Source organism: Pedobacter lusitanus (assembly GCF_040026395.1).
Classification (GTDB): Bacteria; Bacteroidota; Bacteroidia; order Sphingobacteriales; family Sphingobacteriaceae; genus Pedobacter; species Pedobacter lusitanus.
Window position 1 is genome coordinate 5569792 of the sequence record NZ_CP157278.1, and the last position, 22509, is coordinate 5592300.

General features: G+C 41.3%; 14 protein-coding genes. 13 read left to right on the forward strand and 1 reads right to left on the reverse strand.

The window, feature by feature from the left end:
- The first annotated feature begins 89 nt into the window (after nucleotides 1–89).
- The 8 genes from PL_RS23940 (at nucleotide 90) to PL_RS23975 (ending at nucleotide 16592) form a co-directional block, all read left to right on the forward strand.
- Complete coding sequence (locus PL_RS23940) at nucleotides 90–3200, forward strand: SusC/RagA family TonB-linked outer membrane protein (protein WP_348620546.1); 3111 nt, start codon at nucleotides 90–92, stop codon at nucleotides 3198–3200.
- A 9-nt stretch (nucleotides 3201–3209) separates the two neighbouring features.
- Nucleotides 3210–4727, forward strand: a complete 1518-nt coding sequence (locus PL_RS23945) for a RagB/SusD family nutrient uptake outer membrane protein (RefSeq protein ID WP_041881958.1) — start codon at nucleotides 3210–3212, stop codon at nucleotides 4725–4727.
- Between the two features lie 67 nt (nucleotides 4728–4794).
- Nucleotides 4795–7905, forward strand: a complete 3111-nt coding sequence (locus PL_RS23950; RefSeq protein WP_052496269.1) for a glycoside hydrolase family 2 TIM barrel-domain containing protein — start codon at nucleotides 4795–4797, stop codon at nucleotides 7903–7905.
- Nucleotides 7906–7915: 10 nt separating this feature from the next.
- The gene (locus tag PL_RS23955) at nucleotides 7916–9886 is read left to right on the forward strand and encodes an MGH1-like glycoside hydrolase domain-containing protein (RefSeq protein WP_041881955.1); all 1971 of its coding nucleotides are present in this window, start codon (nucleotides 7916–7918) and stop codon (nucleotides 9884–9886) included.
- A 77-nt stretch (nucleotides 9887–9963) separates the two neighbouring features.
- Nucleotides 9964–12264 carry an aminotransferase class III-fold pyridoxal phosphate-dependent enzyme gene (locus PL_RS23960; protein ID WP_041881952.1) on the forward strand — a complete coding sequence of 767 codons (2301 nt, stop codon included), beginning with the start codon at nucleotides 9964–9966 and terminating at the stop codon, nucleotides 12262–12264.
- Between the two features lie 14 nt (nucleotides 12265–12278).
- Nucleotides 12279–13997: an acyl-CoA synthetase gene (locus tag PL_RS23965; protein ID WP_041881950.1), complete on the forward strand. Its 1719-nt coding sequence runs from the start codon at nucleotides 12279–12281 to the stop codon at nucleotides 13995–13997.
- Between the two features lie 27 nt (nucleotides 13998–14024).
- Entirely contained in the window at nucleotides 14025–14351 is a 327-nt protein-coding gene (locus tag PL_RS23970) for a hypothetical protein (protein ID WP_152620311.1), read from the forward strand.
- Between the two features lie 60 nt (nucleotides 14352–14411).
- A complete protein-coding gene (locus PL_RS23975) occupies nucleotides 14412–16592 on the forward strand; it encodes a TonB-dependent receptor (protein WP_041881945.1) in 2181 nt (726 codons plus the stop codon).
- 11 nt (nucleotides 16593–16603) lie between these two features.
- Here the strand turns inward: PL_RS23975 and PL_RS23980 are convergent, their stop codons facing one another.
- On the reverse strand, nucleotides 16604–17617 hold the full coding sequence (locus tag PL_RS23980) for a hypothetical protein (RefSeq protein ID WP_348620548.1): 1014 nt from the start codon (nucleotides 17615–17617) through the stop codon (nucleotides 16604–16606).
- Between the two features lie 118 nt (nucleotides 17618–17735).
- Here PL_RS23980 and PL_RS23985 point away from each other — a divergent pair, with 118 nt between their 5' ends.
- From PL_RS23985 to pepD, 5 genes are all read left to right on the forward strand, one after another.
- Nucleotides 17736–18311, forward strand: coding sequence for a TetR/AcrR family transcriptional regulator (locus tag PL_RS23985; protein WP_041881939.1), 576 nt, complete (start codon nucleotides 17736–17738; stop codon nucleotides 18309–18311).
- 47 nt (nucleotides 18312–18358) lie between these two features.
- Nucleotides 18359–19195 (forward strand): oxidoreductase, encoded by an 837-nt coding sequence (locus PL_RS23990; RefSeq protein WP_348620550.1) that lies wholly within the window; start codon nucleotides 18359–18361, stop codon nucleotides 19193–19195.
- Nucleotides 19196–19197: 2 nt separating this feature from the next.
- The gene (locus PL_RS23995) at nucleotides 19198–20337 is read left to right on the forward strand and encodes an MFS transporter (RefSeq protein WP_348620551.1); all 1140 of its coding nucleotides are present in this window, start codon (nucleotides 19198–19200) and stop codon (nucleotides 20335–20337) included.
- Between the two features lie 137 nt (nucleotides 20338–20474).
- Nucleotides 20475–21083 carry a GNAT family N-acetyltransferase gene (locus tag PL_RS24000; protein WP_041878409.1) on the forward strand — a complete coding sequence of 203 codons (609 nt, stop codon included), beginning with the start codon at nucleotides 20475–20477 and terminating at the stop codon, nucleotides 21081–21083.
- Nucleotides 21076–22506, forward strand: a complete 1431-nt coding sequence (gene pepD, locus PL_RS24005; RefSeq protein ID WP_041878407.1) for a beta-Ala-His dipeptidase — start codon at nucleotides 21076–21078, stop codon at nucleotides 22504–22506. Before PL_RS24000 ends, pepD begins: the two co-directional genes overlap by 8 nt.
- The last annotated feature ends 3 nt before the right edge of the window (nucleotides 22507–22509 follow it).

Sequence of the window (22509 nt, forward strand, 5' to 3'; positions counted from 1 at the left end):
CTCGTTTTTAAACCCCGTTAATATTACGTTTGATTAAACAAATAACCGGATGATCAAATCCGGGAATTAACCTAACCAAACCAAATATTATGATTAAAATTCTACGATGGCCAATCCATTTACTGTTCGGGCTGCTTGTCATAATGCTTACTGTGTATACAGCATTTGCACAAAATATCCCTGTAAAAGGACAAATCCTGAATGAGGCAGATCAGCCCATTGCAGGAATCAATATAAAAATCAAGGGTGCTGTGACCAGTACCAGATCAGCAGAAGATGGCAGGTTTACGATCAGTGCTTCTGCAAGTGATATCCTGGTTTTTTCGGCAGTAAGTTTCAAAACACAGGAAATACAGGTTACCCCGGGCAGGGAAATGCGCGTGGTTTTATTAATGGACATGAAAGGTCTGGATGAAGTGGTTGTAATTGGCTATGGAACACAGCGCAAAAGTAATCTGACCAGTGCGGTTACTTCTGTCAGCGGTGAGAAATTACAGCAGGTAGCTTCAAATAATCCTGTAAATGCCCTGCAGGGGCGTGTTGCGGGGCTAAGTGTCAGCAGCCCGGGAGGCAATCCGGGGCAGGTAGCGGATGTCCGGCTGAGGGGTATTGGAACCTTTGGTGTGCATCAGCCATTATATATTATAGATGGCGTACCCGGAAATCCCTATTACCTGAGTAACACTGATATTGCTTCTATTGAGGTGCTTAAAGATGGGGCTGCGGCTTCTATTTATGGTTCAAGCAGTGCAAACGGTGTCATTCTGATCACCACCAAAAAAGGTAAAAAAGGAGCCCCGGTTATAGATGTTTCGGGTTATTACAGTATAGTTAACCCGACGGCTAAATATAGTTTTCTGGATGCTGAAGGTTATAAAAAACTGCATACCCAGATGTATACCAATGCAGGCATTCTGCCTTCGGCTTTTCCAGCCTATCTGACTAAAAACAGCCCGAATAATACAGACTGGCAGAAACTGATTAACCGTCAGGGGATTTCTCAGAATTATAATGTGGGTTTAAACGGTGGCGGCGATTATCTGACTTATGCTTTGAGCGGTGACCTGACTGATGATAAGGGTACTTTTATCGGTTCTTCCTTCAATAAGAAATCTGTAAAGCTCAGAAATGATTTTACCAAAGGTATTCTTACCGTTGGTAGTAATATCATTTATGCTGAAACTATGGCCGAAGCGGCTAAATTTGATACTAAGGACAGCTATTTTCAATCTCCTTTACTGCCTGTCCTGGACAGCAATGAAAAATACGGTTACGGGCTGACTGAAAACGGGCTGCCCAAATTTCAAAATCCGATTGCGGCGGATCACTTTCTGGAAGGCTATACCAAAACCAAATATCTGGGCGGGAATATGAGGTTCGGCCTGAAGTTATACAAGGGGCTGACTTATACAGCCAATTTAAACTATATCACCAGCCAGACCGAAGATTATGCGCATAATCCACCATTCAGGGCAAATGCCAATGATCCTCTGGTTTCCTATCCGAGAGTTTATAATAAGATCTTAAATTATAAGGAGCGCCTGATGGAGCACCTGATCAACTATGATACTGATTTTGGCAAACATAGCTTCAAGATCGTTGCTGGCTATACTGCTCAGGAAAAAACAAACAGGTTTTTAAGCGCAACTGTTGACGGTAAAACGATTATCAGAACTGTAGTTAATGGTAAGATTGTAGAAAAAGAGGTGCCGGGAGGATTTAGTGATCCGAATTTTAATACCATTACAGCTGGTTTGGGCGGTACTTTTAACGCTGCTGGTTCTAATAATAAGTATGTCAGGTTATCTACGCTGGGAAGGATCAGTTATGCTTATGATCAGAAATATTTGCTGCAGGTATCTGCCAGAAGAGATGGTTCTTCAGTATTTGGAGAAAACAGGCGTTATGGGGTATTCCCGTCTGCCTCAGTAGGGTGGAATATTAGTAAAGAATCCTTTTTAAGAGAAGTTAAATGGTTAAGCAGTTTAAAAATCAGAGCCAGTTATGGTGAACTGGGGAATGAAGGCGGACTGGGCTTCTATGATCATCAGGCATTAATCACAACGGTAAATAACTGGTCCGGAGGTTATGTACAGGGCTCAGGATCTACGCCATGGCCGGGATCAGCAAGTTATGCTTTATTAAACAGAGATCTGCGCTGGGAAACCATCAAATCTAAAAACATAGGTCTGGATTATGGTTTGTTCAATAATCAGCTGACTGGTTCCCTGAATTATTTTGATAACATTACTGACGGGTTGCTGATTACCAAAGAAGTTCCTCCTTCGGCGGGTTTGAATGACCCTATCCTGAATGTGGGTAAAATTTCCAATAAGGGGCTGGAACTGGAAACCAATTATAAATTTAGCAGAAACGACTGGAATTTTGATCTGGGCGGGGCATTTAGTCTGCTAAGAAACAGGGTCATTAGCCTGGCGAACCAGAACCAGATACTTTATGGAGCTGGTTTAAGATATGGTATAGACCATATTCCTACACAAACAAAGGTTGGAAAAGAGATCGGTGCTTTTTATCTGTATGAGGCTAATGGCCTGTTCCAGACAGATGCAGAAGCTGCTAATTACAAAAATGCCAGCGGCGATCTGCTGCAGCCGAATGCCAAAGCGGGGGATGTCAGATTTAAGGATACCAACGGTGATGGCGTGATCAACGAAGCTGATAAAACTTACCAGGGTTCAGGTTTTGCCAGATTTGAATACAGTTTGAATTTTGCAGTGAACTATAAAAACTTTGATTTATCTCTTTTCTGGCAGGGTGTAGGCGGAAATAAGATTTATAATGGAAACCGCTTTGAACTGGAGGGAATGGATGCAGGCAGAAATTTCCTGACAACTACTTTAAATGCCTGGACACCGCAAAATACACAGACTGACATGCCAAGGGCGGTACTGGGTGATCCAAACAGAAATGCCCGGGAATCGACACGTTTTCTTGAAAATGGTGCTTACCTGAGATTAAAACTGGTACAGCTGGGCTATACGCTTCCGGCTTCACTTCTTCAAAAAATGAAGATTACCAGGTTAAGGGTCTATCTGAGCGGTCAGAACCTGGTCACTTTTACCAAATATTCAGGTCTTGATCCGGAAATCGGAACATTCAGCGCATTGGATACGGGCGTGGACAGAATGATGTATCCTCAAAATAAGAGATTACTGGCAGGTCTTCAACTGACCTTTTAACCTAAGCAGATGAAAAATACTATATTATACCTCATATTATGTCTCTGGCTGTCGGCCATCGGGTGTAAAAAAAGTGAACTGGAACAAAGTGTTCCTGATCAGTTAACTGTTGATAATTTCTGGACCACGAAAGAGCGTGCGCTTTCAGGACTGGCTGCAGCCTATTCACAACTGGAAGGGTTTGTTGCCTGGGATAATTATGTGGAGGCACGTTCTGTAAGGGAGTTTTACAGAGAAGATTATGTGATTCCCGGGGCTGATGCCTATAATTATCCGTGGTGGACAGAACATTATACTTTTGAGTTTACTTCTGGAAATTATGCAATTGACCTGTTATGGCGCGAGAATTACCGGGGGATTAATTTCTCTAATCAGGTCATTGAGCATGTGAGTGCCATGAATACCAGTGCAATTGATGAAGCAAGTAAAAAGCAGATCGTTGCAGAGGCAAAATTTCTGAGAGCTTATTATCATTTCAAGATTCTGAATAATTTCAGTCAGGTCATGATCAGGGATAAGGTACCTGCCTCTGAAGCTGAATTGTCTAAACCATTTTCTTCGCGAACTGAGGTTTATGAATTCATCCTGAAAGATCTTAAAGAAGCAGAACCGGATTTGCCTTTAAGGTCTGAGCGACCTGCTACTGAACTGGGCAGGGTTACGAAAAGTGCAGTACAGGCTTATTTGGGGAAAGTTTATTTATACCGCGCAGGGGATGAGCAATCCAATGCTGCAGCTTATTATAAAGAGGCGCAGAACTGGTTGCAGAAAGTTATCGTTTCAGGTCAGTACTCGCTTGATCCGAAATTCCTGGAAATGTTTAACGGGGTGACAAAAAACAGCCCGGAATCTGTCTTTGAGCTGCAGCAATCTGCCGACGCCACAAGCGGAGCTATTTACCGCTCTTATCTGAGTGACTGGGTTGCAGCTTCAGAACTTGGAGGTTACGGAGAAATTTACGGCACACCCAGACTGCTTGCCGAAATGCTGAAGGAAGGTAAAATAGCAGGAGGAAATTATGATGCAAGGGTGTATCAGACTTTATATTTTAACGATCCTTATTTCAATAACAGCAGTGATCCGCAGGTTTATGGAAGTACTTATAACGAAACTTTTGGTACAGGTGCACAAACCATTGCCTTCAGAAAGTGGATTCCTGCAAGTCCGGACAGGATAGGAATGTCCAATGCGATCAATTTTCCGCTGATGCGTTATGCTGATGTGTTGTTAATGTATGCCGAGGTGCTCAATGAACAGGGGAATGCTGGAGCCACTGCATACCTGACCCAGGTGCGCAAACGTGCTGGTTTGCCGGATGCGGTTGCGGGAGACAAACAGACAGTGTTTAATCAGATTGTACATGAAAGGGTAATGGAATTTACCCTGGAGGGCAGCAGGTTTTATGATTTAAGACGCTGGGGACTGCTCACTCAGCAAATGCAGGCTGCAGGCAGAAAATTCAATCCTGCGCAGGCTTTTTATCCTACACCACTGAAAGAAGTTATCAATAATCCTGATGCTAAATAAACGCTGCTCTTAATTAATACACGATCAGAAAGGCTATAGAAATATAGTCTTTCTTTACCTCTGATTCATGAATTTAAATAAACTGATTTACCTGATTAGCTGTTGTTTTTTCATTATTCCTTTTCAGCTGTTTGCACAAAATCCTGACTGGGAAAATCCACATAAACCATCTTTAAATACCGTACATCCACATGCCTGGTTTATTCCTGAGCAGGCTCAGACGCAATCTCTGGACGGGTTATGGAGATTTAAGCTGGTACAAAATCCTTCTTTAAGACCATTGGACTTTTTTAAAAATCCGGTGCAGACCAGAAACTGGAAAACGATTAAAGTACCTGCACACTGGCAGACGGAAGGTTATGATAAATATATTTTTACAGATGTGGAATATCCCATCCCGCCTGATCCGCCTTTTGTTCCGCGTGATTATAATCCTGTCGGATCTTATCAGAAAGATTTTACCATTGATCCTGCATGGCAGGGAAAAAAGGTCTTTATCCATCTGGGGGCTGTAAACTCATTTTTTTATTTATGGATTAATAATGTTTATATGGGTTTTAGTAAGGATAGCAAAACACCAACAGAATTTGATATTACCGGTGCGTTAAAAAAAGGTAAGAATACGGTATCGCTGCAGGTATTCAGATTCAGCGATGCCACTTACCTTGAAGGGCAGGATATGTGGAAACTGAGCGGGATAGAAAGAAGTGTTTTTTTAATTGCCAGACCGTTATTTCACATTTTTGATTTTAAGGTTAAAGCTACGCTGGATCAGGACTACCGGGACGGTGTTTTTGAGCTTGATGTGGCTTTCAATAAGTCATGGGGGCAGCGTCCGGTAGAGGGAAAGGTCATTGCTAAAATTGCTGATCCTTCCGGGCGGGTCGTGTATGAGTCTCATCAGTGGATCAGAAATATTCAGCAATTAAAGTTTTCCGGTAAAATAGCTGAGGTTAAAAGCTGGAATGCAGAACACCCTGAACTGTATCAGTTAACCATTACCCAGTTGAACGGGGCCGGAAAAGTGGTGGAAAGTATTCAGCATCAGCTCGGATTTCGGACAGCAGAGGTTAAAAACGGCTTGTTTTTAATCAATGGCAAACCCATAAAAATTAAAGGGGTTAACCGGCATGAGCATGATATGCTTACAGGAAAAGTGATTACTGAAGAGAGTATGCTGCGGGATATCCGGTTGATGAAAGAGTTAAATATCAATGCGGTAAGATGTAGTCATTATCCCAATTCAGAAAAATGGTATTCGCTATGTGACCAGTATGGTTTGTATGTGATTGACGAGGCAAATATTGAGTGTGACGGGATGAGCATGAGACCGCTGATAACTTTATCAGATAAACCGGACTGGAAAAATGCCTATCTGGACAGGATAGAAAGAATGTGGGAGCGGGATAAAAATTTCAGCTGTATTATAACCTGGTCACTGGGAAATGAAAGTGGTTTTGGAGAGAATCTCATTGCCGGCTATAACTGGTTAAAGGAAAAGGATAAAACACGCCCGGTACAATATGAAGCCGCGAAACAGGCCCGGTACTCGGATATCTATTGCCCGATGTACAAATCGCTGACTGTCATGAAAGACTATGTGAAAACATGGCGCGACCGGCCTTTGATTCAATGTGAATATGCACATATGATGGGAAACAGCGGAGGTAATCTGAAAGATGACTGGGATTTAATCTATAAATATCCGCAATTGCAGGGAGGTTTTATCTGGGATTTTGCGGATCAGACTTTCGCCCGTAAAGATAAAATGGGAAATAAAATATGGGCTTATGGCAGAGATATGGGGAAAGTGGGTTTAACCAGTGATACCAGTTTCTGTGCGGATGGTTTACTGGCTGCAGACCGGACTTTTCATCCTCAGGCTTATGAATTGCAAAAAGTATATCAGAACGTTGGATTTGAGGCAAAGGATCTTAAAAACTATGCCTTTTTGCTGAAAAACAGATTTGATTTCTCTGATCTGTCAGCCTATGGAATCAGATGGTTTATTAAAGGAGATGGTCAGTTTGTTGCCAAAGGTGAATTGGGTAGCATCGCTTTAAAAGCGCAGGATGAGCGGGAAATCAAACTGGATGTTCCGGATTTTTCTCCTCAGCCCGGCACTGCTTACTTTTTGACATTTGAGGTTTATCTGAAAAAAGCATCGGCCCTGCTGCCCGGAAATTTTGTAGTAGCCAAAGAGCAGTTTGAATTACCGGTAGCTGTACGTTTTACAGGTACCGACCGGCAGCCTTCTGTATCTCTGGACTCTGTAGTCAAAGCGGACAGGATAAGTTATTCTACGGCTGCATTTACTGTTGGTTTTAATCAGAAAAACGGTTTACTGGATGAATATTCTATTGATGGCCGGCAACTGATTAAAGAGGCTCTGGAACCTCATTTCTGGCGTGCTGCAACTGACAATGACATCGGAAACAGTTTACAGATCAGAAGTAAAGTCTGGCAGCATGCTTTTAAAAAAGCAAGATTAATATCTTTTGAAAAAAGTCAGCTCTCAAAGGATAAAGCAATGATCACTGCTGTTCATGAGCTGGCAGAGGTTGGTTTAAACTGCCGCACTACTTATATAGTTCATAGCAATGGGGATGTTGAAGTAAATTATCAGCTAAAAGCCGGAAGCGGCCATGAGCCTGAAATGCAAAGAGTAGGAATGAGAGTAATTTTAAACCCGGAATTTGACCGGGTAAGCTGGCTGGGCAGAGGGCCATTTGATAATTATTCGGATAGAAATTATGCTGCACATACAGATTTGTATCAAATGAAAGCAGATTCTCTTTTTTATCCTTATCCAAGGGCACAGGAAAGTGGTTATCGCACGGGTGTGAAGTGGGCGGCAATACTGAATGCGGAAGGAACAGGGCTAATGGCCATTGGTAAACCTGAATTAAGTATAGGAGTGCTTCATTTTGATCTTCAAAAGCTGGATTTTGATAAAGATGCTCCTGAAAATGTTCATGGCGGATCGATGATCAGCGAGCCGCTGATCTGGTGGAATATTGATCTTCAGCAAACAGGGGTAGGTGGGGACAACAGCTGGGGAGCACAAACACATGCGGAGTACCGGTTACCTTATCAGGATTATAAATACGCATTTACTTTAAGACCGGTTTTTAAGAAACAGGTACTGACAGACCGGGCAAAAAACAGTAAACCTTAGTTCACAGGCAATGAAGCAACTTTTATTTTTAGTATTCAGCTTAATGCTGAATACTGTTTTTGGGCAAAATTCCAGGGATCAGTATCCTGATGTGCTGAAACTGGGTTACGAGGTCTCTGATCCCACAAAAATTGAGACCAATGTATTTGCCGATTTTGGGGCATGGCATGCTTATACTTTACCCGCTGAAAAAAACAATTATGGCTCTTTTACTGGTCCTTTAATCATGGATATGGAAGGCGAATGGCTGGCCGGTACACTGGCTAAATTAACAGTAAAGCTTTCGGGTAAAAAGCTGGATTTAAGCAGAGGGAAAACAGATTTGCATTATTATCCGGGTTTACTGGAACAGGAAATAAAGATCGAAGGACTCCGGATTAAACTGCAGCTGATTTTTGTATCCGGCAGAACAGCAGTAATCAGAACTTTGATTACCAATGAGTCCGCTTTGGGAAAAGATATCCAGCTAAGCTGGTCGGGAAACTGTTTGTTAAAGGATACGCAGCTTTTGCAAAATGAGCATGGTATCCGGATTAATTTTAGCAGGGAGCATGTTTTTCAGCTGGATTTTGGGGGTAAGGAACAGCTTTCTTATCAATTGACAGCCAGCGGATATGAGGCAGGTACTGCAGACCGGATATTAATGCCGGGAGAGGTTCATGAATATATACGCCGGGAAAGTTATTATCTGCAGGCCGGAGAGATACCTGTAAGTATCGGAAATATCAATTTTAATCAGGCTCTTCTGGCTAACAAGGTACGCTGGAACGGATATCTGAACAGTTATTTTAATGCACCTGGCGTAAAACTAACGGATAGTACTCAACGCAGACTGGCCGTTAAAGCTATAGTAACGCTGATAACCAACTGGCGCAGTAAGGCTAAAGATTTATTGCATGATGGCGTATTTCCTTCGTTAAATTATCAGGGTTTTTATGGCTTCTGGAGCTGGGATAGCTGGAAACAGGCAGCAGGACTCAGTTATTTTTTTCCTTCGCTGGCAAAAGATAATATGCTTGCCCTGTTTGACTATCAGGATGAATATGGAATGATAGCTGATTGTATTTATACCGATCAAAAGGAAAATAACTGGCGTGATACCAAACCGCCTCTTGCTGCATGGGCAACCTGGGAAATCTATCTGCGTACCGGGGACAAGTCTTTTTTAAAGACTATGTATCCTAAACTAACACTTTATCATCAATGGTGGTATAAAAACAGGGATCATAATCAGAACGGACTTTGTGAATACGGATCAACTGACGGAACAAGAACTGCGGCCTTATGGGAAAGCGGAATGGATAATGCAATCCGGTTTGACCGGGCCGTATTACTTAAAAATAATGATCATGCCTGGTCATTAAATCAGGAGTCTGTTGATCTCAATGTCTATCTCTATACTGAAAAGGAATATTTAGCGAAGATCGCTTCTGCAATCGGTTTAAATAAAGAAGCCGTAAACTGGTCTGCACAGCTTCCTGTTTTGAAGAAATTACTCAATGATACTTTTTATAATCAGGATAAGGGTTTTTACTATGATAAACTGATAGGCGGGAATCAGGTTGAAGTAGCCGGACCTGAAGGCTGGATACCTTTATGGGGTGGAATTTCAAGTCAGGAACAAGCTGCAGCTGTCATGAAGATGATGATGAAAGCCGGGAAGTTTAACACGGTAGTTCCTTTACCTACCATCGCGGCTGATCATCCGGACTTTGATCCGCTGAAGGGTTACTGGAGAGGCCCGGTCTGGATAGATCAGGTATATTTTGGTCTCAATGGATTACAGCGGTATGGTTATCATCAGCAGGCAGCTGTATTATTGGCTAAACTGTTACAAAATGCAAATGGTTTAAGCGGACAGGGACCAATCAGGGAAAATTATCATCCTGTAACCGGCAAAGGTCTGAATGCAATTAATTTCAGCTGGTCTGCTGCACATTTATTACTCCTGCTTAAAGAAGAGATAAATCAGCCACATTAACCTGCCGGATTTTAAACCAGGTTAATAAATCTTATATTAAAGAAAAATAGATTACGATCTCAACAAAACACCCTTTTATGATACTTTCTGAAAATTATATTAAAGAACTCATCTGCAAATATTATAATCTTGACGTTTCGGCTGAGCAAACGACAGGTTATGAAGACCAGAATTTTTTATTACATGATAAGCAGGGAAACCGCTTTATCTGTAAGGTAAATGCTGGTTTACCACATTCATTTTTCCTGGATGCTCAGCTCAAAGTTATGCAGCATCTCTCCGGTACTCCGGTGGGTGGAGTGATTCAACAGGTTATATATAATACAGCCGGGGATGCACTGACAACTATACTGGAAAACGGAGAACAATTATATATCCGGGTGTTATCTTATCTGGGAGGAACCTGTATAGGTGACCTTTTGTTTCCCCAGCCTGAAATTTTTGATAGTCTGGGGGCTACGCTTGGTCAAATGGATAAACAGCTGGCAGGATTTATACATCCTGCGGCTTATCGTTTTACAGAGTGGGACCTGGCAAATGTGCTGAACAGCAGGGAAAATCTTAAGCATATCAGGGATCATGAGAAAAGAACTATGGTCTCCTATTTTCTGCTGCAATATGAAATGGAGGTTGTACCTGTACTGTCTTCGTTAAGAAAGGCTGTTATACATAATGATGCTAATGATTATAATGTGCTGGTGAATGATAACAGGGTTACCGGAATCATAGATTTTGGGGATATGGTTGAAAGTTATCTGATTAATAATGTTGCTGTTGCCTGTACTTATGCGATGTTCAGGCAGTTTGATCCGCTGGTTATTGCAGTGCAGCTGGTCAAAAGTTATCATGAGGAATATCCGCTTAAACAGGAGGAACTTTCTGTTTTGTATTATCTGATCGCTGCCAGGTTATGTAAGAGCGTCACTACTTCGGCTATGCAAAGATCAAAAAGTGATAATAAGCATCATTTTATATCTGAGATGCAAGCCTGGATGCTGTTGTATCAATTGATTAAAATTAATCCGTTAATGGCTGCAGACCGTTTTTATCAATGCTGCGGATATGGTTCTGCATTTCAAACTGACGATGATTATGCTGGCTTAAAACAGGAAAGAAGCAGATATATCGGTGCAAATCTGAGTATCAGTTATAAAAAACCACTGAAAATTGTGAGAGGTGCTCTGCAGTACTTGTACGATGATCAGGGGAATACCTATATTGACTGTGTCAACAATGTGAGTCATGCCGGGCATTGTCATCCTTCGGTAGTTATGGCTATGCAAAGGCAACTGGCCAAACTCAATACGAATACACGTTATCTGCATGACAGCCTGATTGAATACGGGAAAATGATCACATCGACTCTGCCTTCGAAACTGAAAGTCTGTTATTTTACGAATTCGGGAAGTGAAGCGAATGATCTGGCCATAAGAATCAGCAGATTCTTTACCGGTCAGAAAGATGTAATTGTACTGGATCATGCTTATCATGGTACTTCAACTGTCGCTATGGAACTGAGTCCTTATAAATTTGACGGACCAGGGGGGGCGGGGCAGCAGTCTTATATTCATAAAGGAATGAATCCTGATTTGTATCGCGGAAATTACCGTTATGATGATGAAAATGCCGGAAAGAAATATGCGGAATCAATTGCCTCAACCATTGACAGTCTGGCGGAAAAAGGAACTGGTATTGCTGCGTTTATCTGTGAAACTTTATTAGGGGTTGGCGGTCAGATCCCCTTACCGGAAGGGTATTTAAAGGAGGTTTACCAGCTGGTCAGGAATGCAGGGGGATTATGTATTGCAGATGAAGTGCAGGTTGGTTTTGGAAGAGTGGGCGAAAAATTCTGGGGTTTTGAACTGCAGGATGTTGAACCTGATATTGTAGTCCTGGGCAAACCTATAGGGAATGGCCATCCGCTGGCTGCAGTAGTGGTTACAGAAGAAATTGCGAAAGCCTTTAACAATGGCATGGAGTATTTCAATACGTATGGAGGGAATCCTGTATCTATGGAAACAGGGATTGCTGTAATGCGTGTGATACAGGAAGAGAAGTTGCAGCAGAGAGCATTGGAAACCGGTAATTATCTTTTGGAGAAGCTTAAGGACTTAATGAAAAGACACAAAATCATTGGAGATGTGAGAGGGAAAGGGCTGTTTGTGGGGGTAGAGCTGATTAAAGACCGGAATACTTTAAGCCCGGCTGTTCCGGAAATTAATGAGATTGTAGAGCAAATGAAAGACCGGGGTTTTTTAATCAGTACGGATGGACCTTTGCATAATGTGCTGAAAATTAAGCCTCCAATGCTGTTTAATATAGAGAATGCAATATCTTTTGTTAGTCATCTGGATGAAGTACTGACCGGTTATTACTAAATTAGGTTCAGCTTATGGAAAAAACATTCAGAACAATACGCAGAATTATAGCAGACAAGCAATTTGAAAAGCTGAAAAGTCTTGAGCTTATAAAGCCGGAATTTTTTAACTGGGCAACTGATATTTTTGAGGGAATTCATGTAAGTGAAACTCCCGCTGCAAATGCTTTAATCTGGACTGACGGAAAGGTTACCCTTAATTTTACTTTTCTGCAGATCAGCCAGGAAAGTAACAGAGTGTTGAATTTTCTCAGGAATAAAGGGATACAACAAACTCATGTTATTTTGACACAAATGTCTTTGCAGCCATTAAACTGGTTTAGTCTGATGGCAGCAATTAAAGGAGGTTTCAGGATGATTCCCGCTGCCAATATTCTGGGTGTTCAGGATATTGTTTACCGGTTTGAAAAGTTAATGCCGGAGGTCGTGATTGCTGATGCAGAGAATGCGTCCAAGATTGAAGAGGCGGAAAATATCTGCGGGAAAAAGGTTTTGGTTAAAATCATTGCTGAAGGACACAGAGAAGGCTGGTATACACCAGCAGATATAGCGAAGGAAGCAGATCATGCTGCCGGGGCAGTCACCAGGGCTGATGATCCTTTGTTCCTGTTTTTTACGTCGGGAACAACGGGTATGCCTAAAGTAGCTGTACATACACATTTGAGTTATCCTTTTGGTCATCTGACCACAAGTTCGTGGATAGGATTGCGACAGGATGATATTCATTATAATATTTCTCAGCCGGGCTGGGCAAAATTTGCATGGAGCAGTTTTTTTGCACCCTGGAATATAGGTGCTTCAATCTTCGCCTTTCATCAAAAGGATCGTTTTAATGCCGGTGAAACACTGCAACTGATGGAAAAACATCAGATTACTACTTTTTGTGCACCACCTACTGTTTTACGGATGCTGATCCAGGAAGATCTGAAATCTTATCATTTCAGCCTGAGGTCTTGTGTTGCGGCCGGAGAACCGCTGAACCCTGAAGTCATTGAGACCTGGAGAAATGGTACCGGCATATTAATCAGAGATGGTTTTGGACAGACTGAAAGCACTTGTCTGGTAGCTAATCTGCCGGATATGGAAGTTAAATTCGGATCTATGGGTAAACCTGCTTTTTTATATGATGTGGTAATTGCTGATGAACATGGTCTGGAATTGCCCGTTGGTGAGGAGGGAAATATCTGTGTTAAAATGGATACCGGAAGACCTAATGGCATATTTAAGGACTATTTCGGAAATCCAGAAAAAAGAAAAGAAGTCTTTAAACATGGTCTGTATTATACAGGGGATAAGGCTTATCAGGATGAGGATGGTTATATCTGGTTTGTGGGCAGGGACGATGATGTGATCAAGTCTTCAGATTACCGTATTGGTCCTTTTGAAGTGGAAAGTGTTTTGCTTGAACATGAAGCTGTGCTGGAGTCTGCTGTAGTTGGAAGTCCGCATGAGCTGAAAGGCCTGGAGGTTAAGGCATTCGTAATTCTGAATGCGGGTTATAAACCTGAGGGAGTGTTGGCTGATGAATTATTCTCTTATTCCAGAGACAGGCTTTCACCTTATAAAATGCCCCGCATCATTGAGTTTGTAACGGAATTGCCAAAAACTATCAGTGGAAAGATCAGAAGAATGGAGTTAAGGAAGGTTGAGGCTGAACATAAAGGACAGGGAATTGTGATGGAACAGGAATATTTTTATATCAGGAAGAATAAACCGGGCTCCTTTAACGGATAAGAAAAACAAATTCAATACTTTTACTGTGTGAAATTTCTGGTCTTGTTTTTAACTGTTATTGTGGTCACGCTTACTGTAATGCCTTGTTGTGCATTAGCAGAAAGTGATACTGTAGTACAACACAAGGGGCAGAAAGATGAGCATCACAGTTGTCCGGAAAAGGGTGACGACTGTTGTAAGGAATGTTCTCCATTTTATGTTTGCGGAACCTGTACCGGATTTACAGTTACAGCACTTAGTTTATTGACCGGTCAGCCGGTTATTATCCGGCCAGCTGTGCAAAACGGAATCTATCTGTGTGGCGGGTTAACGCAGATCCCAACTGCTGTCTGGCAACCTCCTCAATTGAGTTAATACATTTTTTATAGCCATTAAGGCTGATATTTATGGTAATAACTTAATTTCAAATACATAATGAAGAAAATTATTGTGGTTGTTGCATTACTGTTTTTTACAGGGACTGCTTATACCCAAAACATTTATAAAGCACTCATTAAAGATGCTAAGACAAATCATATTCTTCCAGGCGCAATTTTAAAAGTGGAGGGGACACAGATTCATGCAGTAGCAGATAGTACGGGTCTTTTTACGGTGAGTAATATCCCTGCTGGTAAACAGTTACTGGAATTTAGTTATACTGGTTTTGAGCCGGAAACCGTGCTGGTAACTTTTCCTGTAATTCAGACTGCTCCAATGCTTGTTTTACTGAAAGCAGTGAAACCGGAGGAAGAATTGGATGAAGTGACGATTTCGGCTACCCGGGGTACAAGAACAATTTCCAGTATTCCTACACGTGTAGAAGTCATTGCGGGGGAAGAACTGGATGAGAAAGGAAATATGAAACCAGGAGATATCCGCATGATGCTTGCTGAAAGTACAGGTATACAGACCCAGCAGACTTCAGCAATCAGTGGAAATTCCAGTATCCGGATACAGGGACTTGACGGGAAATATACACAGCTTATCCGTGATGGTTTTCCTTTGTATTCCGGTTTTTCGGGTGGGTTGGGATTATTGCAGATTGCTCCTCTGGATCTTCAGCAGGTTGAAGTAATCAAAGGATCTTCTTCTACCTTGTATGGGGGCGGGGCAATAGCCGGACTGGTGAATCTGGTGTCTAAGAAACCAACGGCCGGCCGGCAGCTTAATTTCCTTTTAAACGGAACCTCAGCTCTCGGGTTGGATCTCAGTAGTTTTTATGCACAGAAGTTTAATCAGACAGGTGTTACAGTTTATGCAGCCTATAATAAGGGTACGGCATATGATCCCGCAGCTATTGGTCTGACAGCAATACCGGAATTTGATCGTTTTACGCTGAATCCGAAAATGTTCTTTTACTTCAATAAGAAAACAACGCTTTCGGCAGGATTGAATTTAACCCATGAAAAAAGGTTAGGGGGAGATCTGGAGTATATTAAAGGGAACGGAAACAGCGCACATACTTATTTTGAAGAAAATAAAACCGACAGGTATAGTACTCAGGTCGAGCTGGAACACAAACTAAATGAAAAAGAAAAAATAGTCATCCGCAATGCGGTAAGTTATTATGACCGGAGTATCCGCCTGCCTGATTACTTGTTTTCCGGTGCTCAGTTAGCTACTTATAGTGAAGCGAATTATACGCATAGTGGCAATAAGGCGGAATGGATTGCAGGACTCAATTTATTGACAGACAATTTCAGAGAACACAGGAATAGTAATTTTGCACTGAGAAGTTATAATTATACTACTATTGGTGCTTTTATTCAGCATACCTGGAATGTCTCCGGAAAAATTGTAATTGAATCGGGTATAAGAAGTGATTATCATAATGATTATGGGTTGTTTTTCTTACCGCGAATCTCGGCACTCTGGAAGATCGATGATCATTTTTCCACCAGACTGAGTGGTGGCCTGGGGTATAAGGCTCCGGGTATTTTTACGGAAGATGCTGAACGGATTCAGTTTCGTAATGTGCTCCCGGTTGATGTAGCAAATACCCGGGCAGAACGTTCTTATGGAGCTAATTATGATATTAATTACCATACAGCATGGTTTGATGATCTGTTAAGTTTCAGTGTTAACCAGCTCTTTTTCTATACCCGTATCAATAATCCAATCCTGCTTAATCCTGCTGGCAATGGAAATCTTGAATATGTACAGCCTAAGGGCAATTTAAATACGAAGGGAATTGAAACCAATGCGAAGTTTGGCTATAGAGATTTTAAATTGTTTATTGGTTATACAATGGCTGATGTAAATCAGGAGACAAGAGGGAACAGTACGACTTATGCTCTGGTATCCAGGCACCGGCTTAATAATGTACTGATGTATGAACTGGAAGACCAGTGGAAAATTGGTGCTGAAGCCTATTATTTTAGTAAACAAAGATTAAGTGATGGCTCAACCGGAAGAAGCTACTGGACAGCAGGATTAATGGCCGAGAAATTATGGAAACATTTCTCGGTTTTCATGAATTTTGAGAATCTGACAGATGTCCGGCAGACGAAATTTGATGCAATTTATTCCGGGAGTATTACCAGTCCGGTTTTTAAGGATATATATGCTCCTGTTGATGGTTTTGTAATGAATAGTGGAGTAAAGATAAAGCTGTAATTATTACAGCTTTATCTGGTGTTTTTAAGAATAGAATTAATCAGGTTATAGAGGTTTGACTGCAGGTTGTTTTGACCACCGGCCTCTTTAACCTTTTTTCTGAATGCAATAATTGAATTTGCCACAGTGCTGTTAGGATGGTGTTTGATGATGGTATCAAAATCGGCATCCACATCAGGCTCAATGCTGTTGGTCTCTGTATTCAGAGTAGCTGTGTTTTCCAGACCACCTAAAAGATAGCTCATGTAACTCCGGTAATTTTCCTTAGCCTGATTCTGATAATGACTGCCTGGATATTTTTTTAAATACTGTTCCCAGGCAAAAGCCCATTCACCCAGGGTAATGCGGTCAACCGCCAGTCCGGCATCAAAATCAATTACAGGATCATTTTCAAATGCTTTCTGATCCCAGAACTTCTGATCACTTTCGGGTAAGGAGGACGCAAATAATTCTTTCCAGTAAAGTGGTTTAAGGCTAAAAACAGGCCCAACTTCTTCTTCAGTGGTGATTTCTATCTGATGAGCTGTTAATTGGTGTAACAGAGATTTTTGGCTGGCCTCCAGACTGGCGGTAAAGTCGTTGTCAAATTTCTTTTGGGTGTCGGTTACAGATTCTCCTTCAACAGGGTTATATATTGTAGCACCATAAGCTGAAAGCAATTTTCCCTGTTCCGGGTCCAGACGGCTGATTAATGGGGTAAGTGCTTTCTCCCATTTATCCAGTAATTTATACCGGTCTGCGATATTGAGCAGAGGCAGCTGGCTGCGTATCTCATTTTCTACCGCTGTAAGTGTGGTCAGGGAAGGTTTTTTTTGAAATGCACTTATTTTTAAACTGATTGCATCTGATGTCATGTTATTCTTCTGAGCAAGCGTATCCTGATCTTTTGTCGCAATAGCTCTGGCAGGCTGGTCTGTAGTTGCCGGCTGAGGTTGACTCTTTTGGGAAATACTGATGGTTACCCATATTCCTGCTATCACCGCAATAAGGGCCAGTACAAGCCATAGAATTTTAGCTTTATTCATATATGTTTAGACTCGTTGTTTGTGGGTTTGTTGGTCAAATGTAAAGTAAAATCTGATCAGGTATTTATTTTATTATTATTGTTGAATAATCATTCAATAATAGTACCTTTGTTGCTATATGGCACGTAACAAAGAATTTGATGTAACGGAAAGACTGGGAAAAGCTAAAGACCTTTTTTGGGAAAAGGGCTATAATGCGACATCTATGCAGGATTTAGTCAATGCCATGGCGCTGAATCCGGGTAGCATTTACGGTACTTTTGGGGGTAAACACCAGTTATTCATAGAAAGCTTAAAACTATATAGCAAGCAGACACTGGATGAATATGAAAATGCAGCAGCCCAATCCAAATCTCCTTTTGGTTCGGTGAAAGCTATAATTCAGAAAGCCATAGAACGGGCCTTTACAGAAAACAAAGCCTGCATGGTTGTAAAATCTTCATTTGAACTGGCCAGCGTTGATACTGATACTCATCGTTTACTGAAGCAGCAAACTACAGAGCTGATCAGTTTTCTGGAAAAGTTATTGAAACTGGGACAGGAAAGCGGAGAAGTTAATCCGGATAAAGATGTTAAAGTGATGGCGACATTTATCGTTGCCAGTTTCGCTGGTTTCTGGCATATGCAGGTTTTGCTTGATGATCAGGATATGGCTATAGCAACAGGTAATTTTTTAATAGAGAGTTTGCAGTAAAAAAAATTGCTCTAATCTTGAGCGATCATTCAATAATAAATAGAAATATGAGAACAGAACAAAAAGTATGGCTGGTTACAGGTGTTTCCGGCGGATTAGGAAAAGAACTGGCAAAGAAGATTCATGAATCTGGTGATATAATCATTGGTACGGTAAGAAATGAAGAAGACAAAAAACGTTTTGAACTCGATTTTCCCGAACGGAGTAAGGCCGTGTTTTTAGATCTGGCTGATACTGCCGCGATGTCTGCTGTTGTGGCTGAAAGTCTGAAAGCATTTGGGAAAATTGACGTGCTGGTTAATAATGCTGGTTACGGACTTTTTGGTTTTGTGGAAGAAGCTACTGAAGCTGAACTGCGTCATCAGATAGATATAAGTTTTATTGGGGTATGGAAATTAATTAAAGAAGTATTGCCTTCCATGCGGAAAAGAGGAAAAGGACATATTATTCAGATTTCATCAAGGGTAGGAATCGCCGCAGGTACTGGCGGAGGTTTATATGCTGCTGGTAAATTTGCTCTTGAAGGGATGAGCGAGGCACTGGCGCAGGAAGTAGCTCCGTTTGGGATAAAGGTAACACTGGCAGAACCAGGTCCTCTGAGAACAGATTTTTTTGGCAGATCAGTTGTTTTTACAGCTGAAGAAATTCCTGAATATAAGTCGGCCGTTGCTGACATCCGTGAAAGAAGCAGAAAAGTCAATGGAACACAAGGCGGGGACCCTGCTAAAGTTGCAGCGGTAATTGTTGAAATAAGCAAACTGGAAAATCCACCGCTAAGACTTCCTTTTACCCAGGCAACTATAGATAGCCTCGAACAAAAAATAAGCTCCTTTCAGCAGATTATTGCCGACTGGAAGGAAGTAGCTGTTAGTGTAGCTTATTAAGGATGAACAGGATAAAATATATTGCTGCTTTAGGGATCTTTGGTGTGATTACCACAGAATTCGGTGTGATTGGTATTTTACCTCAGCTTGCACGGCATTATGAGATTGGCATGGACAAAGCCGGATGGTTATTGAGTGGATTTGCATTGGTTATAGCATTATGCGGGCCATGGGTAACTTTAGCCGCATCAGGTATTGACAGAAAAAAGATGATGTTGTCGGCTTTGCTGTTATTTGTAATATCCAATGTTTTATCTGCAATGGCACCACCTTTCGGACTAATGTTGTTTGCCAGAATATTACCTGCCTTTCTGCATCCCTTGTATTTTTCTGCTGCTATTTATGCAGCGGTAAGCAATGCACCGGAAAAAGATAAACATAGTGCGACTGCGGTAATCTTTGGAGGCGTAAGTATAGCGACTGTTGCTGGAGTTCCGTTTACTACTTATCTCGCTGATTTATTTTCCTGGCAGACAGCTTTTATTGGTTTTGGTATAATTAATATGGTGGCTCTTGTTGCAGTTTTATGCTTAATTCCGCCTATGCCTGTCACAGGGAAGACGACTGTTGGCTCACAATTGGGTTTACTTGGAAAACCTGCTTTTCTTTTGCAGGCTGTTATTACTTCATTAATGATTGCAGGTATGTTTGCTGTATATGGATATTTCGCAGATTTCATGGGGAAAATTAATCAGCTGAACGGCGTAGAAATCAGTAAAATGCTGATGTTATTTGGTGTGATGGGAGTGGCAGGAAACTGGGCGGCTGGCAAACTATTAAGTAAAAGTCTGCCAGCTACACTGGTGTTTTTTTTACTGATGCTGGCTATTATTTACACCATATTGTATTTTAACAGTGGTTATCATATTTATACGATTATGCTGACAGCTGTTTGGGGATTTGTACATACGGGCTGTTTTTTAATAGGTCAGTCATGGATCAGTTCTGCTGCGGAAGGAGCAGAGGAGTTTGCCAATAGTCTGGGCGTAGCTTTTACTAATCTGGGTATTGCAATGGGAACAACGATAGGAGGCTGGATCATCATCAATAGTGGAATCAGGTATACAGCCTGGGCAAGCATTGGTCTGATTGCTGTCGCCTTGTTGTTGACAGGGCTTAAATTATCCTATAGAAGAAAATAACCGCAAAAGGCGATGATAACGGCTCATCTGCATTGTCATTTATATCTAATGAATTAAAAAATCAACATCATTGAATAGCATTTGATTTGCAATACTCCTTATGCAGTGTACATTTATACCAGAACAAATTGATCGGGATGAACATTATATTCGATAAGCGTAAAAAATATATACTGGAAGATGATTATGTGCAGCTGAGACCATTAGAAGTGTCTGATTTTGAAATCTTAAAAGCATTTGGAGTGGATGAGCCTGAACTCTGGAAATATACGCTGCAGGATGCGGGTAGTGAGGAGGGAATGAAACAATATATAGAGACTGCACTGACACGTCAGGAAAAAGGGACAGCTTATACGTTTATCGTCTTTGATAAAAAAAATAAGGAGTATGCAGGCTCTACCCGGTTATATGACATAGATCTGGTCAGTAATAACTTATCACTGGGGTATACCTGGTATGGAAAGAAATTCCAGGGGACCGGGCTCAATAAACATTGTAAATATCTGCTTTTTGAATTCATATTTGAACAGCTGGAATTTGAAAGAATAGAATTCAGGCTGGATAGTGAAAATGAAAGAAGTATGCGTGCGATAAAAAGTCTTGGATGTACTTTTGAAGGCATACTTAGAAGTAACGGATACAAAATTGATGGCACAAGAAGGGACTCAGCAGTATTGAGTATAGTGAGAAAAGAATGGTTGGAGTCAAAAAAAGAACTTTTAAAAAATAAAATCACTCATGGGTAAACTTTCTGCACTGGAACCAAAATCTGTCTGGTATTTTTTTGAAGAAATAAGTGCTATTCCGCGGGGATCACGTAAAGAGCAAAAAATAGCGGCTTATATTATTGCATTTGCTGCCGAACGTAATCTTTTCTGTAAAACTGATGCTATAGGAAACGTACTGATCTGTAAAGAAGGACAGGGTAAAAATAAACATCGGGAGAAAGTTGCTTTACAAGGACATCTTGATATGGTTCAGCAAAAAAGTGCTGATAAGCTATTCGATTTTGACAGTCAGGGAATTGAACTGAAAATTGAAGGGGATTTTGTCACTGCCAATCAGACTACTTTGGGTGCTGATAATGGCATAGGGGTGGCTTATATACTGAGTGTACTGGATGATCTTCAGTTAGATCATCCGCCTCTGGAAGCTATATTCACGGTCAATGAGGAAAGCGGGATGACCGGAGCACACGAAATGGAAGCTGATTTTTTCTCTGCCCGGAGACTGCTGAACCTGGATATCATGGTCGATGATCTGCTCAGAATCGGAAGTGCAGGAGCAGTAAATGTGTCAGCAACACAGCAGTACGGGATTGTAGAGAATAATTGGGATACTTTTGAAATCACTGTTAAGGGGTTAAAGGGGGGACATTCTGCAGCAGATATTAATAAAAACAGAGGGAATGCTATTAAAATTCTATTCCGGTTTTTTGCAGAATCAGAGATTGCAGTCAGCTTAATTGATATTGATGCAGGAGGGCTTCGGAATGCAATTCCACGAGAGGGTAAAGCTGTTTTTGCAGTTCAGTCAACTGCAGCATTTTTGTCATCCTTTGAAAAATTGAAAAGTGATCTGTTGCAGGAGCATCATAGTGCAGAACCTGATCTGATGATCAATATATTAGCTGTTCAGAATAATGGAAAAGGACTTTCTGTAAGTGATTCATTACAAGTTATTGAAGCTGTTATGATCAATCCTACAGGAGTTTATCAAATGAGTTCAGCAATAGTAAATCTGGTGGAAACTTCCAATAATCTGGCAACACTGCAGCTGAAGGATGGTGAACTGAGTATATTGAATCTTTGCAGGTCATCTGTAGACTCGAAAAAGAAAGAACTGAGTACAGTGCTGAGCATGCTTTATAAGCTATTCAACTGGGAGGTTAGTTTTACCGGAGATTATCCGGGGTGGAGAGCTGATTTGAATGCTGGTATAGTTCAGCAAACGGCAGCGGTATATGAAACAGTTTTTAAACAAAAACCAAGGATCAATGGCGGTCATGGTGGTTCGGAATGCGGGTTATTTATTAAACATCATCCTGAGCTGGAAATTGTCTCTTTTGGTCCGAACATTTATGGAGCCCATTCACCTGATGAAAAAGTAGAAATAAGATCTGTGGAAAATATCTGGAAATTACTGACCAGGTTGTTAAGTGAGTTGTAACAC